This is a genomic window from Phreatobacter sp. GW821-FHT04C01 (assembly GCF_059420385.1).
The window spans coordinates 81,837-96,472 of the sequence record NZ_JBWKTP010000009.1 but is presented as its reverse complement, the minus strand read 5'-3'; the positions used below and the strand labels follow the sequence as shown (position 1 = coordinate 96,472).

General features: G+C 67.3%; 12 protein-coding genes. 2 read left to right on the top strand and 10 right to left on the bottom strand.

Going from position 1 to position 14,636, the window contains the following annotated elements:
* Positions 1-195 precede the first annotated feature (195 nt).
* Positions 196-1,188, bottom strand: a complete 993-nt coding sequence (locus AC07WJ_RS27995; RefSeq protein ID WP_494937982.1) for an aldo/keto reductase — start codon at positions 1,186-1,188, stop codon at positions 196-198.
* A 115-nt stretch (positions 1,189-1,303) separates the two neighbouring features.
* Here AC07WJ_RS27995 and AC07WJ_RS27990 point away from each other — a divergent pair, with 115 nt between their 5' ends.
* Positions 1,304-2,200, top strand: a complete 897-nt coding sequence (locus AC07WJ_RS27990; RefSeq protein ID WP_494937981.1) for a LysR family transcriptional regulator — start codon at positions 1,304-1,306, stop codon at positions 2,198-2,200.
* 235 nt (positions 2,201-2,435) lie between these two features.
* On the opposite strand, the gene AC07WJ_RS27985 is transcribed toward AC07WJ_RS27990, so the two are convergent.
* The 8 genes from AC07WJ_RS27985 to AC07WJ_RS27950 form a co-directional block, all read right to left on the bottom strand.
* Positions 2,436-4,064, bottom strand: a complete 1,629-nt coding sequence (locus AC07WJ_RS27985; RefSeq protein WP_494937980.1) for a fumarate hydratase — start codon at positions 4,062-4,064, stop codon at positions 2,436-2,438.
* Between the two features lie 357 nt (positions 4,065-4,421).
* A complete protein-coding gene (locus AC07WJ_RS27980; RefSeq protein WP_494937979.1) occupies positions 4,422-5,348 on the bottom strand; it encodes a 2-hydroxyacid dehydrogenase in 927 nt (308 codons plus the stop codon).
* A 271-nt stretch (positions 5,349-5,619) separates the two neighbouring features.
* Positions 5,620-6,948, bottom strand: coding sequence for an NAD(P)/FAD-dependent oxidoreductase (locus AC07WJ_RS27975; protein ID WP_494937978.1), 1,329 nt, complete (start codon positions 6,946-6,948; stop codon positions 5,620-5,622).
* Between the two features lie 64 nt (positions 6,949-7,012).
* The gene (locus tag AC07WJ_RS27970; protein WP_494937977.1) at positions 7,013-8,062 is read right to left on the bottom strand and encodes an ABC transporter ATP-binding protein; all 1,050 of its coding nucleotides are present in this window, start codon (positions 8,060-8,062) and stop codon (positions 7,013-7,015) included.
* On the bottom strand, positions 8,059-9,099 hold the full coding sequence (locus AC07WJ_RS27965) for an ABC transporter ATP-binding protein (RefSeq protein WP_494937976.1): 1,041 nt from the start codon (positions 9,097-9,099) through the stop codon (positions 8,059-8,061). The genes AC07WJ_RS27970 and AC07WJ_RS27965 overlap by 4 nt, the downstream gene beginning before the upstream one ends.
* The gene (locus tag AC07WJ_RS27960) at positions 9,096-9,971 is read right to left on the bottom strand and encodes an ABC transporter permease (RefSeq protein ID WP_494937975.1); all 876 of its coding nucleotides are present in this window, start codon (positions 9,969-9,971) and stop codon (positions 9,096-9,098) included. The genes AC07WJ_RS27965 and AC07WJ_RS27960 overlap by 4 nt, the downstream gene beginning before the upstream one ends.
* A 20-nt stretch (positions 9,972-9,991) precedes the next feature.
* Entirely contained in the window at positions 9,992-10,942 is a 951-nt protein-coding gene (locus AC07WJ_RS27955) for an ABC transporter permease (RefSeq protein WP_494937974.1), read from the bottom strand.
* Positions 10,943-10,968: 26 nt separating this feature from the next.
* The gene (locus AC07WJ_RS27950; protein ID WP_494937973.1) at positions 10,969-12,633 is read right to left on the bottom strand and encodes a peptide ABC transporter substrate-binding protein; all 1,665 of its coding nucleotides are present in this window, start codon (positions 12,631-12,633) and stop codon (positions 10,969-10,971) included.
* A 247-nt stretch (positions 12,634-12,880) separates the two neighbouring features.
* On the opposite strand from AC07WJ_RS27950, the gene AC07WJ_RS27945 reads away from it, so the two are divergent.
* A complete protein-coding gene (locus AC07WJ_RS27945) occupies positions 12,881-13,525 on the top strand; it encodes a helix-turn-helix domain-containing protein (protein WP_494937972.1) in 645 nt (214 codons plus the stop codon).
* Between the two features lie 35 nt (positions 13,526-13,560).
* Here the strand turns inward: AC07WJ_RS27945 and mbfA are convergent, their stop codons facing one another.
* Positions 13,561-14,553: an iron exporter MbfA gene (gene mbfA, locus AC07WJ_RS27940; RefSeq protein WP_494937971.1), complete on the bottom strand. Its 993-nt coding sequence runs from the start codon at positions 14,551-14,553 to the stop codon at positions 13,561-13,563.
* Positions 14,554-14,636: the final 83 nt, after the last annotated feature.

Below are 14,636 nucleotides of genomic sequence, written 5' to 3'. Positions count from 1 at the left end.
AGGCACAATCGCCTGCCGCTGTTTCCTGGGGATTGCGGGGCAGCCGAGGCTCTGTTTCCACCTGGTAACAGGCAGGAAACTGGGGCTCGGCTGCCGCCGCTTACGCACTTACCTCATATCAATGGCCTCTCAGCGCAGTCCGAGACGGGCCACGCGGCGGGCCATTGATATCTACGTACTCGGGTCGATAACGGTTCACCGGCCAACAAGTTCCAGGGCCGCGTCGGTGTAGCGCTTGCCGGCAATGGCCTCGGCTGGCATGGCCTCGGCAATGGCACCGAGCGTCGCCGCGTCGAGCGTGACGCTGGCGGCGGCGTTCTGCTCGAGGTGGGCGATGCGCCGGGCGCCCGGGATCGGCACGATGGTATCGCCCTGGTGCAGCACCCAGGCGAGCGCCAGCTGGGCCGCGGTGATGCCGAGCCCGGCGGCGATCACGCCGAGACGGTCGACCAGCGCGACATTGCGTTCGAGATTGCCGTCCTGGAAGCGCGGCAGGCCGCGGCGGAAGTCGTCCTCGCCGAGCGTCGCCCGATCGCGGATCGCACCGGTCAGGAGGCCGCGGCCAAGCGGGCTATAGGGCACGAAGCCGATGCCGAGCTCGCGGCAGACCGGCAGAACGTCGGCCTCGGGCTCGCGGCTCCACAGCGAATATTCGCTCTGGACGGCGGCGATCGGATGCACCGCATGGGCGCGCCGAATGGTGGCGGCGCCGGCCTCCGACAGGCCGAGCGCCCTGACCTTGCCCGCGCGCACCAGCTCGGCCATGGCGCCGACCGTGTCCTCGATCGGCACCAGGGGATCGACGCGATGCTGGTAAAAGAGGTCGATGACCTCGATGCCGAGCCGCTTCAGCGAAGCTTCGGCGACCGCCTTGACGTGTTCGGGCCGGCTGTCGACACCGATCATGCGTGACGGGCCGGCGCCTTCGGTGGCGATCCTGAAGCCGAATTTGGTGGCGATCGCCACCTGGTCGCGCACCGGGCGGAGCGCCTTGCCGACCAGGATCTCGTTGTCGAAGGGGCCATAGACCTCGGCCGTGTCGAACAAGGTGACGCCAAGATCGACGGCGCGGCGCAGCGTGGCGATGGCCTCCGCCTCGTCCTGGCCGCCATAGGCGAAGCTCATGCCCATGCAGCCGAGGCCGACGGAGGAAACGGTGAGTTCGGTTCCGAGCTTGCGTTTGATCATGGTGGTTCGCTCCTCAAGGGGCCGGGATCGGCCAGGTGATGGGCGAAAGCTAGACAGTTGAGCTGTTCGGTATAATTGGCTTTGGAATGAATAGGCTGTTCGATATCGTTCATGAATGGCCCGCACCGATCTGCCCGCACTCACCGTCTTCGCCAGTGTCGCCGCCAATAGCAGTTTCCGCGGCGCGGCGACCCAGCTCGGCGTCTCGCCCTCGGCGGTCAGCCACGCGGTGAGCGGGCTGGAGGCCGAGCTCGGCGTCCGGCTGCTGGCGCGCACCACCCGCAGCGTCGCGCTGACCGAAGCCGGCAGCAGGCTGATCGCCCGGATCGGACCGGCGCTGGAAGAGATCGCGGCGGCGCTTGAGGACACCGCGGCCGCCGGCGGCCGGCCGGCCGGGCGGCTGCGCTTGAGCGTGCCCTTGCAGGCGGCGGAGCTGATGGTCGCGCCGCAGACCGGCCGCTTCGCCGAGGCCTATCCCGACGTCACCCTGGAGCTGGTGGTCCAGGACGGCTTCGTCGACCTGGTGGCCGCGGGTTTCGACGCCGGCATGCGGCTCGGCGAGAGCCTGGAACAGGACATGATCGCGGTCCGGATCGGGCCGGACATGCGCATGGCGGCGGTGGCGACGCCGGACTATTTCCAGCGCTTTCCGCCGCCGGCGCATCCAAGCGACCTCCGCCGGCATGTCTGCATCGGCCGCCGATTCACCGGCGGCGGGCTGTATCGCTGGGAGTTCGAGAAGGACGGCGAGGCGCTGGAGATCGCGGTGGACGGCCGGCTGGTGTTCAACGAGGGCCGGCTGATCACCGCCGCCGCGCTCGCCGGCGCGGGCCTTGCCTATGTCATGGAGGCGATGGTCGCCGACGAGATCGCCTCGGGCAAGCTCACGCGCGTGCTCGGCGACTGGTGCCCGCCGTTTCCGGGCTTTTTTCTGTACTACCCGTCACGGCGACAGATGCGCCCGGCGCTCAGGGCGTTCATCGATTTTTTCACGAGGGCGAATGGGGAGTAGCGAATGGGGAGTGGGGAAGAGGCGCCTCGCGACCAACCCTCTCCCATAGGGAGAGGGTGGCGCCGTCAGGCGCCGGGTGAGGGGCGTAACCTCTCAAGGTGAGCGCCAATGCGCGTCGAGCGTGCCGTCCCATCCGGAGATGGACGACCCCTCACCCGGCAGCTGCCGATGCCACCCTCTCCCTTTGGGAGAGGGTTGATTTTGCGGCGCTTTTCGCTTCTTCCCACTCGCCCATTCACCCCAGATTCAATTCCTTGAAGAAATCATTGCCCTTGTCGTCGACCACGATGAAGGCCGGAAAATCCTCGACCTCGATCTTCCAGATCGCCTCCATGCCGAGCTCGGGATATTCGAGCACTTCGACCTTCTTGATGCAGTCCTGCGCCAGCCGCGCGGCGGGGCCGCCGATCGAGCCGAGATAGAAGCCGCCATGCTTGGCGCAGGCCTCGCGCACGTCGCGCGAGCGGTTGCCCTTGGCGAGCATGACCATGGAGCCGCCGGCTGATTGGAACTGGTCGACGAAACCGTCCATGCGGCCGGCCGTGGTCGGGCCGAACGAGCCCGAGGCGAAACCCTTCGGGGTCTTGGCGGGGCCTGCGTAATAGACCGGGTGGTCCTTGAAATATTGCGGCATGGGTTCGCCGGCATCGAGCCGCTCGCGGATCTTGGCGTGCGCCATGTCGCGGGCGACGATCATCGGGCCGGTCAGCGAGACGCGGGTCTTGATCCGGTGCCTGGACAGGGTTTCCAGGATCTCCGGCATCGGCCGGGTCAGGTCGATGCGCACGACCTCGCCGCCGAGCGCCTCGGTGTCGATCTCGGGCAGATATTTCGCCGGATTGTGCTCGAGTTCCTCGACGAAGACGCCGTCGCGGGTGATCTTGCCCATGGCCTGGCGGTCGGCCGAGCAGGACACCGCGATGGCGATCGGCAGCGAGGCGCCGTGGCGCGGCATGCGGATGACGCGGACGTCGTGGCAGAAATATTTGCCGCCGAACTGCGCGCCGACACCCATGGCCTGGGTCAGCTTGTGGATCTCGGCCTCCATGCCGACATCGCGGAAGGCATGGGCGAATTCCGAGCCCGCCGTCGGCAGGCCGTCGAGATAGCGGGCGGAAGCGAGCTTCGCCGTCTTCATCGTGTGCTCGGCGGAGAGGCCGCCGATGACGATGGCGAGGTGATAGGGCGGACAGGCGGCGGTGCCGAGCGTCAGGATCTTCTCGTGCAGGAACTTGACCATGCGGTCATGGGTCAGGATCGAGGGCGGTGCCTGGAACAGGAAGCTCTTATTGGCCGAGCCGCCGCCCTTGGCCATGAACAGGAATTTGTAGGCGTCGTCGCCCTCGGCATAGATCTCGATCTGCGCCGGCAGGTTGTTGCGCGTGTTCTTCTCCTCGAACATGGAGAGCGGCGCGAGCTGCGAATAACGCAGGTTCTTCTTCTCATAGGCGTCGAGCACGCCCTGGCCGACCGCCGCCTCGTCGTCGCCGCCGGTCCAGATGCGCCGGCCCTTCTTGCCCATGACGATGGCGGTGCCCGTGTCCTGGCACATGGGCAAAACGCCGCCGGCGGCGATATTGGCGTTCTTCAGGAGGTCGAAGGCGACGAACTTGTCGTTGGCGGTCGATTCCGGGTCGTCGATGATCTTGACCAGCTGGGCGAGATGGCTCGGCCTGAGCAGGTGGTTGATGTCGATGAAGGCGGTCTCCGACAGGAGCCGGATCGCCTCGCGGTCGACCACCACGACCTCTTCGCCGAGCACTTTCTCGACCCTGACGCCTTCCGAGGTCAGCTTGCGATAGGTCGTTTCGTCCTTGGCCAGGGGAAACAGCTGATAGGAACCGGCGGTGAGCGGAGCGTTCATGGGGAGATCCTCGATCGATGCGGCGTTCATAAGCCATCGCCGAAGTCTTTTGAAGCGGTTCTAAGGTGCAGGCAGGGGCGCTGCCCGGAGACCCTTCGGGAACGCCATCCGGGTGTTTTGGCGGTATTGGTCATTCTCGGGTTGGGCCCGCCGAGACGAGAATGATCCGCAAGGATGTGCGCGCGATCGAGCGAACCCATCCCCCAGCCAAATGGATGTGACGGTCAACGCATCGTCTTGCCCGGGCTTGGCCCGAGCATCCATGCATGCCTTGGGCCGAAGCAATTCGTGGATATCAGGGACAAGCCCGGCCAAGACGACGCGAGAGTGCGCGAGGACGCGTTCTCTAGCGGTTTCCTAATAACCGCTCGCCCGGTCGACGAGGCCCGGCAATGGCTCGCCGGCACGGTGGCGGGCGATGGTGTCGAGGACGAAATCGACGGCCGTTTCCGGGCGGGTCATGCTGGCGACATGGGGGGTCAGCAGGATCTTCGGATGGTCCCAGAAAGCGTGATCGGGGGCCAGGGGCTCCTGCTCGGTCACGTCGAGCACGGCCGAGGACAGGTGGCCGGAGGCGAGCGCCGCCAGCAGGTCGGCTTCGACCAGATGGCCGCCGCGGCCGCAATTGGCGAGCGCCGCGCCGGCGGGCAGCGCCGCGAACAGCCGGGCGTTCAGAATGTGCCGGGTGGCCTCGGTCAGCGGCAGCAGGCAAACAAGGATGTCGACCTCGCCGAGAAAGGCATCGAGCTCGGCCTCGCCGGTGAAACAGGTGACGCCGTCGATGGCGCGCGCCGAACGGTTCCAGCCGGACAGCGGGAAACCGAAGGCCTTGAGCTTGTCGAGGGCGGCCTGGCCGAGCTGGCCGAGCCCCATGATGCCGACCCGGCGGCTTGAGGCCGCGCGCACCTGGATCTCCCGCCAGATCTGGCGCTTCTGCTGGTCGATGAAGGGCACGAGGTCGCGGTGCAAGGCGAGCACGGCCAGCGTGACATATTCGGCCATGCTTTCGGCAATGCCGGGCTCGAGCATGCGAATGACCGGCAGGGCCGGCGGCAGCATCGAGAAATCGAACTGGTCGACGCCGGCGCCGACCGAGAACAGCAGCTCCAGATTGGGGAAGGTCTCCATGATCCGCTCCGGCGGCTGCCAGGCGGCGAGATAACGGATCTCAGCGGGGTCGCCGATATCGGGCCAGACCCGGAAGGGCATGTCCGGCGCGCGCTCGGCGAAGAGCTTGGCCCAGACCGCGCCACGGGTGGCATTGGCCTTGTAGAGAACGGTCATGAATGTGCTTCCGGTCAGGAGTTCAAAAGGGGGAAATGGAGTGCGCTGCAATTCGGTCAGTCGTCCTTCGAGGCTCGCAAGAGCTCGCACCTCAGGATGAGGGATGTGGTGTGTCGCATCAGGGACAGTGCCAAATGCGCGCGATCCGTGGAGCTTCATCAGCAACGTTGGTGCCGCTCACCCAACCGTCCTCATCCTGAGGTGCGAGCTCTTGCGAGCCTCGAAGGACGGCCAACCTCGCTGCAAGGCACCCGTCACAATCCATCCCTGCCTAAAACAACCCGACGGGTGCCAAATGCCGACCGTCGATCAGGCGCTTGTAGTCATAGGCGCTGGCGTCGACATAGGGCGTGTCGCCGGCGACGATGTCGGCGGCGAGCCGGCCGGCGCCGGGGCCGATGCCGAAACCGTGGCCGGAGAAGCCGGTGGCGAGCGTCAGGCCCGGCAATGTCTCGACGGCCGAGATGACCGGCACGGTGTCGGGGGTGGAATCGATGGTGCCGCCCCAGGCCTCGGCGATCTTGATGCCCGACAGCGCGGGATTGGAGGCGATGAAGCCCGCGAGCGCCGCTTCGACCAGCTGCATGTCGGGGGCCGGGTCGCGCACCCGCTCGGCCTCGAAGGGCGAGGGCTTGTCGAAGCTCCAGTTGGTGTCGCGCATCAGCTGTTCGAAGAAGACCGAGCCGAAGCGAATCTTCAGGCCCTTGCGGCGCTCCAGGAAGGTCGGCCAGAAAGTCTTGGCGTAACGCAGGATGTCGGGTGTCAGATGCACCGTGCCACGGCCGCGCAGCGCCAGGGTGAAGCCGCCGTCGAGCCGGCGGCGGACACAGTAATCCGTGGTGCCGAGCGCGCCCATGGTGATCTCGGGCGCCGGCGTGGTGCGGCAGGCGGTGGCGTCGACCAGGCCGATCGGCAGGGCGATGCCGTGGCGGCGGCAGAACAGCGACGACCAGGCGCCGCCGGCGAGCAGCACCGACTGGGTGCGGATGCGGCCTTTTTCGGTGACCACCGCGCTGACCCGGCCGCCCTCGGTCTCCATGCCGCGCGCGGCGCAGTCCTGGTGCAAGGTGACGCCGTGCTTGCGGGCGGCTGCGGCCAGCGCCGGCACCGCCATGGAGGGCTCGGCGCGGCCGTCGCTCGGCGTATAGAGGCCGGCGATCCAGTTCTCGGTATTGCCTGGCAGCTTCTCGGCGATCTCAGTCGGCGTCAGCACGGTGGAATGAACCTGCTCGTCGCGGGCGATCGCGGCCCAGCGCTCCCAGGCGGCGACCTCGGCCGGGTCCTTGGTCATGAACAGCACGCCGGTGCGGCGGAAGCCGGCATCCTGGCCGCTGTCGGTCTGCATCTCGTCCCAGAGACGCAGCGCCTCGCGCGCCAGCGGAATCTCGGCCCGTGCGCGGCCCTGCTGGCGGCACCAGCCCCAGTTGCGGCTCGACTGCTCGGCGCCGACATGGCCCTTCTCGACGAGCGCCACCGAGTGGCCCTTCCTGGCCAGGTGGTAGGCGGCGGAGACGCCGATGACGCCGCCGCCGATGACCACCACGTCGGCGGCCTCCGGCAGGCGCTCGTCGCTGGCGATGCGGTTAAGCGGGGGGGACATGGGGTGCACTCCTGAATGTGCGGCAAGTCATCTCAGTGGAAAGTCGTGGCGATCGTGAAGGTGGTCATGCCGGCACCTCGTCGGCGGCACCGGACACGGTCGCCTGCAGCACGATGTCGTCACGGATGCAGGCGGAGAAATGGCCCGGGCCGACTTCACGCAAGGCAGGCACGGCGGCCGCGCAGGCGGCCTGGGCATAACGGCAGCGGGTGCGGAAGGAGCAGCCGGACGGCGGCGCGAGCGGGCTCGGGATGTCGCCGGTCAGGATGATCCGGCCACGCCGGACCTCCGGATCGGGGATCGGCGCGGCCGAGAACAGCGCCTCGGTATAGGGGTGGCGCGGCGCCGCGAACAGCGTGCGGGTCGGCGCGATCTCGACCAGCCGGCCGAGATACATCACCGCGATGCGATCGGAGATATGGCCGACCACCGCCAGGTCATGGGCGATGAACAGAATGGTCAGGCCGAACAATTCCTTCAGCTCCAGGAGCAGGTTGACCACCTGGGCCTGGATCGAGACGTCGAGCGCCGAGACCGGCTCGTCGGCGACCAGCAGGCTGGGTCTCAGGATCAGCGCCCGCGCGATGCCGACCCGCTGGCGCTGGCCGCCGGAGAGCTCATGCGGATGGCGCTCGGCGAAATGGCTGGAGAGGCCGACCAGCTGCAGCGTCTCGACGACCTTGGCCGCGCGCTCCTCGCGGTTGCCGACGCCGTGAATGGCAAGGGGCGCGGCGACGATCTCGCCAATGGTCATGCGCGGGTTGAGCGAGGCGAAAGGGTCCTGGAACACCAGCTGCATGCGCCGGCGCAGCGGCCGCAGCTGGCCGCGCGACATATGGGTGATGTCGGTGCCTTCGAAACGGATGGCGCCGCCGGTCGGCTCGGTGAGCCTGAGCACGGTGCGGCCGACTGTGGTCTTGCCCGAGCCGGATTCGCCGACCAGGCTCAGCACTTCGCCGGGCCTCATGGCGAAGGAGACGTCGTCGACGGCCTTGACCTGGCGCGCGCCGCGGCCGAACAGGCCGCCGCCGACCGGGAACCATTTGCGGAGATTGGCGACCTCCAGGATGGGGGCACCGTCGACGCCTTCGCCGGTCGGATCAACGGCGTTCATGCCAGGGCCTCCGGCGCCAGTTCGCGCCAGCGCAGGCAGCGCACCCGGCGGTCGCCGCCGGCCTGTTCCAGGTCGGGCGTCTCTGTATCGCAGCGCCCGGCGACCTGGTCGGCGCAGCGCGGATGGAAGGCGCAGCCGGTGGGTGGAAAGCGCGGGTCGGGGACATTGCCGGGAATGGCGGCGAGCGTGCTCAGGCGCCGGCCGGCGAGGTCGAGCCGCGGCACCGAGCGCAGCAGGCCCGCCGTATAGGGCATCAGGGGGCGCTTGAACAAAGGCCGGACATCGGCCTGTTCGACCACCCGCCCGGAATACATCACCATGACCCGGTCGGCGATCTCGGCGACCACGCCGAGATTGTGGGTGATGAACAGGACCGCCATGCCGGTGGTTTCCTGCAGCCGGCGGATCAGGTCGAGGATCTGGGCCTGGATGGTGACGTCGAGCGCGGTGGTCGGCTCGTCGGCGATCAGGATGGAGGGCTCGCCGGCCAGCGCCATGGCGATCATCACGCGCTGGCGCATGCCCCCCGAGAGCTGGTGCGGATAGGCGGTCAGCCGCTGGCGCGGGGCGGGGATGCCGACGAGATCGAGCAGGCGGCAGGCCTCGTCCTCGGCCGCGCGGCGGTCCATCGGCCGGTGCAGCCGGACGGCCTCGGTGATCTGGCCGCCGATCGACTTGACCGGGTTGAGCGAGGTCATCGGCTCCTGGAACACCATGGCGATGTCCTTGCCGCGGACGCCGCGCATGGCGTCCTCGCCAATGGCCAGGAGGTCGCGGCTCGTCCCATCGACGCCGCCGAGCCTGATCGCGCCGGTGACGCGGCAGCCCGACGACTTCGGCAGGAGCCCCATGACCGCGAGGCTGGTGACACTTTTGCCCGAGCCGGATTCGCCGACGACGGCCAGGGTCTCGCCGCGCGCAAGCGTCAGCGACAGGTCGGAGACGGCGGCGAATTCGCCGCGGTCGGTGCGGAAGCGCACCGTCAGGTTGTCGACCTCGAGCAAGGGTTTGACCTGGAGCAGGGGTTCGGCGCTCATCGGATGTCCATCCGCGGATCGAGCGCGTCGCGCAGGCCGTCGCCGATGAAGTTGAAGCTGGTCACCGCGAGCGTGATGGCGATGCCGGGCAAGAGCGCCAGCCAGGGCGCGCTGGTCAGGTAGATCTGGGCATTGTTGAGCATATTGCCCCAGCTCGCCACCGGCGGCTGGATGCCGTAGCCGAGATAACTGACATAGGATTCGAGCAGGATCGCCTTGGCGACGTTGAGCGTGGCGGCAACCACGATGGGAGCCATGGCATTGGGCACCAGTTCGCGGAACATGGTGCGCAGGTCGGACGAGCCCATGGCCTCGGCGGCCACCGCGAAGTCGCGTTCGCGCAGCGAACGGATCTGGCCCTCGACGATGCGGGCGACATTCATCCAGGCGGTGGCGGCGATCAGCAAGGTGGTCGAGAGCACGCCGGGGTCGATCAGCGCGGCAAGTGCCAGCAGCAGGAAGATCGCCGGGAAACACAGGACGGCATCGACGAAGCGCATCAGCACGGCGCCGATCCAGCCGCCGTAATAACCGGCGACCGTGCCGATGGCGATGCCGATGGCCATGGCGATCGCCATGGCGACGAAGCCGATGGCGAGCGAGATGCGCCCGCCCATCATCAGGCGCGCCAGGATGTCGCGGCCGAGCTCGTCGGTGCCGAGCACATGGGCGCCGGAAAAGGGCGGCGCGAAGCGCTGCATGATGTCGATATAGGTATCGTCGAAGGGCAAGAGCCAGGGCCCGAACACCGAGCCGAGCGCCAGGATGCCAATGGTGACGGCGCCGGCCATGGCGAGCTTGTGCCGGCGGAAGCGGCGCCAGGCGGCGCTGCCCGAGGCCGGCGGGGCGAACTGGACGGCGGTGTCCGTCATGTCGGGGCTCCTGCCATGGTTCAGCCCACCCGGATGCGCGGATCGACCGCGGCATAAAGCATGTCGGCCAGGAACGAGCCGATCAGCACCATGACGGCCGAGAACATCAGGATGCCCATGACCACGGGATAGTCGCGATAGCCGATCGAATCGAGAAACAGCCGGCCCATGCCGGGCCAGGTGAACACCGTCTCGGTGACCAGAGCGCCGCCGAGCAAGGTCGGGAACTGCAGGCCGGCGACCGTGATCATCGGCAGGAGCGCGTTGCGCAGCGCATGGCCCGAGAGCACGCGCCATTCCGGCAGGCCTTTCGCGCGCGCCGTGCGGATATAGTCCTGGCCGATGACGTCGAGCATGGAGGAGCGCATGAAGCGCGCCCAGATCGCGGTCTCGACCAAAGCCAGCACGATCGCCGGCGCGATCAGGTGATGCAGCAGGTCGAGCAAGGAGGCATCGCCCACCGTGTGGCGGTTGCCGGCCGGCAGCCAGCCGAGCTCGACCGAGAAGATGTAGATCGCCACCAGGCCGAACCAGAAGGTCGGGATCGACAGCGCGATCATGGCGCCGACGGTGGCGAGCGTGTCGAACAGCGAATAGCGCTTGATGGCGCCCAGGATGCCGATCCAGCAGCCGAGCAGGATGGCGATCAGGGTGGAGGTCGCCATCAGCTCGATGGTGGCGCCCAGATGCGAGCCGATGACCGACAGCACCCGCTCGCCGTCGCGGAACGACACGCCCCAGTCGCCGCGCAGCATGCGCCAGAGCCAGTCGAGATATTGCACCGGCAATGGCCGGTCGAGGCCGAGCTGGCTGGCGATGCGGTCGAGATCCTCCTGGCTCATCTGCGAGGACAGGGCGAATTGCGACAGCGGGCCGCCCGGCGCCAGATGCAGGATGGCGAAGCCGATCATCGAGACCAGCAGCAGGAGGACGAGGGCCTGTCCCAGGCGCTGGAGGGCGAACCTTGCCATGTCGGGCGTTCCCGCTCAGCCGGCCGTCAGGCCCAGAACCATTCGCGCATGTTCCAGCAATTGGATGAGGCGTTGATATTGGGGGCAAAGCCTTGCAGGCCGTCCTTGATGCCTTCCGAGATCACCGCCTGGAACAGAGGCAGGATGGCGAGATCGTTGCGGATGATCTTCTGCATCTCGCCATAGGTGGCCTTGCGCGCGGCCTGGTCGAACTGGCTGGCGCCCTGCTTCAGGAGGCGGTCCACGTCGGGGTTCTGATATTGATAGGTGTTGAAGCCGCGGCCGCCCTTGGCCGGGATGGCGCCCGAGCCGAAGCGCGGCGTCACGTCGGGATCGCTGCCCAGCATGAAATTGACCGAGACCAGCACCGAATTGAATTTCGACTGCTGCCAGAACTCGCCCCAGATCACCGCCGCCGGCATGTTGTTGATGCGCATGCCGGCGCCGATGGCGCGCCAGTCCTGCATCAGCAATTGCTGGGTCTGCTCGCGCACGGCATTGCCCGAGGTGGTGGAATTGGTGAATTCGAGCTTGACCCCGTCCTTCTCGCGAATGCCGCCGGCGCCGCGCTTCCAGCCCGCGGCGTCGAGCATGGCATTGGCCTTGGCGGGATCGTGGGCGTGGGCGGGAAGGCCGGCCTGGAACGACCAGGCCTGCTGCGGCACGAAGCTCTCGGTCTGCACCGGCAGGCCGTAATTGAGCGCGTCGATCAAGGCCTTCTTGTTGATGGCGAAATAGAGCGCCTCGCGCACCGTGCGGTCGGCCAGCGGTCCGAATTCCAGATTGGGCGCGATATGCTCGACCGAAGCCGTCGGCGACACGATGACCTTGCGGCCGCGCAGCGCTTGCGCCTCCTTGACGAAATTCGGCAGGATGCCCTGGATGCCGGTATAGTCGACCTGGCCGGTGCGGAACTGGGTGTAGAGCACGGTGAGATCGGGGATATATTTGAAGACGACCCGCTCCACGAAGGGCCCGCGGCCGTGATAGCCGGCATGGGCGTTGAGCAGGATGTGGTCGCCGGCGACCCGCGTGCCCCAGCGGAACGGCCCGGTGCCGACCGGCGCATTGTTGAACGGTGCCGTGTTGGGATCGGCAGCCTTTTCCAGGATGTGTTTCGGCACCATGAAGACCAGGGCCAGGATCGACAGATAGGGCGAATAGGCGCTCTCCATCTGCCAGTGGATCTCGTCGGGTGCCACCACCTTGATGTCTTTCACCAGGCTGTGGCCGACGCGGTTGCGCACCCGGAAATTCGGGTTGTTGATGAGATCCAGGCTGTATTTGACGTCGTCTGCCGTGAACGGCGTGCCGTCATGCCACTTGGCGTCGTTGCGAAGCTTGATCTTCCAGGTCAGGCCGTCGGCGGAGAGCCCGCCGTTCTCGACCGACGGCACGTCCTTCGCCAGGTCCGGCACGAAACGGCCCTGCGGATCGATGTACCAGAGCGGCGAGAACAGCTGCCACCAGACGCCCTGGTCGACCTCGATGCCGGGCATCAGCGGATTGAACACCGTCGGTTCCTGCGACAGGGCCGCGACCACCTGGCCGCGCGGCTTGTCGGGCGGATTGGCCGGCCGCCCTTGCGCCAGGACAGTGCCTGGGGCCGCCAGCCCCGCCGCGGCACCCGCGCCGATCGCCAGCAATCCGCGCCGGGTTGGATGACCGAAAGGCCCGAAATCGTCTGCCATGTTCCGCCTCCGTCTGCCGCGCGCACGCCTCCCGCGGCTCACACGGCTCGGTCCGGATGATCCGGGGCCGAGGTCTGGCCGACGCGATGCGTATCTTCAGCAGTTTTGAATTATGTGATAGCAAGTTCAACATGGCTAAACATGGCTGTCAATCATCGTGTTCGGATGGGATTGTGCCGGGGGCCATGATCTCAAAACGCGGCCCGGCCGGAGCAGATACCGGCGCGGCAGGGATCGGGAGGTTGGAATGAGCATTCGAAGCGCCCGCGAGGGCGCGGCGGCCACGGCCAAGGACGAGGCGCCACAGGACGCCGGCGATCAGCGCCTGGGCGAGACCGTGCGGCTGCTGCGCCAGCGCGCCGGCCTGTCGATCCAGGATGTCGCCAGGAGCACGGGCCTGTCCACCGGCATGATCAGCCAGCTGGAGCGCGCATTGGCGACGCCGTCGATCCGCACGCTGCGCCTGTTGTCGATCGCGCTCGCCGTGCCGATTTCCTATTTCTTCGAGCCGCACGAGACCGACCAGACGTCACGCTACATCGTGCGCAAGAACGACCGGCGGCTGCTCCGGCTGACCGCCAGCGGCGTGCTGAAGGAGGCATTGACGCCGGCCGAGAAGGGCGAGCTCGAATTTTACGAGCTCACCCTCAATCCCGGCGGCTCGTCGGGCACCGATTTCTTCCAGCATACCGGGGAGAAGGCCGGCTACGTGCTGTCGGGCCGGCTCCGGCTCTGGCTCAACCACGAGGCCCATGAACTCGATGCCGGCGACAGCTTCCGCTTTCCCAGCATCGTGCCGCATATGTTCGACAATCCGACCCAGGTGGTGGCCCGGATCATCTGGGTGACGACGCTGGGCGCGGCGGCGAAGCCGGATGCGGGCGCATCCTGATCCTTGGCACATCCTGACGCTTGGCGCGGCCTGTCTTAGGCCCCGCCGATGAGAATGCCGACGGCCAGGACGAGGCCGCCGCCGAGAACGATCTGGAACACCGCCCGGCCGAACGGCGTTTCCATGAAGCGGTTCTGGATCCAGGCGATGGTCCAGAGCTCGACGAATACCACCAGCAGCGCGATGGCGGTGGCGGTCCAGAACGACGGAATGAGATAGGGCAGGGCATGGCCGAGACCGCCAATGGCGGTCATCACGCCTGAAGCCAGGCCGCGCTTCCATGGCGAACCGCGCCCCGACAGCTTGCCGTCGTCATGCGCGGCTTCGGTGAAGCCCATGGAAATGCCCGCGCCGACCGACGCCGACAGGCCGACGAGAAAAGTCGTCCAGGGGTTCTGGGTGGCGAAAGCGGTGGCGAAGATGGGTGCGAGGGTGGAGACCGAGCCGTCCATCAGGCCGGCGAGCCCCGGCTGGATCCAGGTGAGGATGAACTGGCGCTTGGCGACGGCATCCTCGGTTTCCCGCTCGCCCTGGCCGAGATGTTCGGCTTCGAGCCTTTCGGCCGTGACCTGGTGGCCGGCCTCGGCGGCCGCGAGATCGCCGAGCAATTTGCGCGTCTCGGCATCGGTGCAGCGCTTGATGGCGTCGACATAGAAGTCCTGGGCCTGCCGCTCCATGTCGGCTGCCTCCTCGCGGATCCGCTGGAGGCCGAGATTCTCGATCAGCCAGACCGGTTTGCGCGTGTAGAAATCGGCCACGTGCTCGCGCCGGATCGGCGGGATGACCTCGCCGAAACGCTTGCGATAGAACTCGATCAGCCGCTGGCGGTGGCCGTCTTCTTCCGCCGCCATGGCGTCGAAGACCGCGGCGGAGGCGGGATATTCAGCCCGCAGTTTCGCGGCATAGGCGGCATAGATGCGCCCGTCCTCTTCTTCGGACGAGATCGCCAGCGCGAGGATCTCGTGCTCGGCAAGGCTGGCGAAACGGCGCTTGGAGGAAAAGCCCGGAAATGAAAAGCGCGGCAGCATGACGGATCTCACATTGGAATGATTCTAAATAAATCTCCGGCCGGTCATGCGCAAGCCGTCGATTTGGCCGGGCACCCACGCTT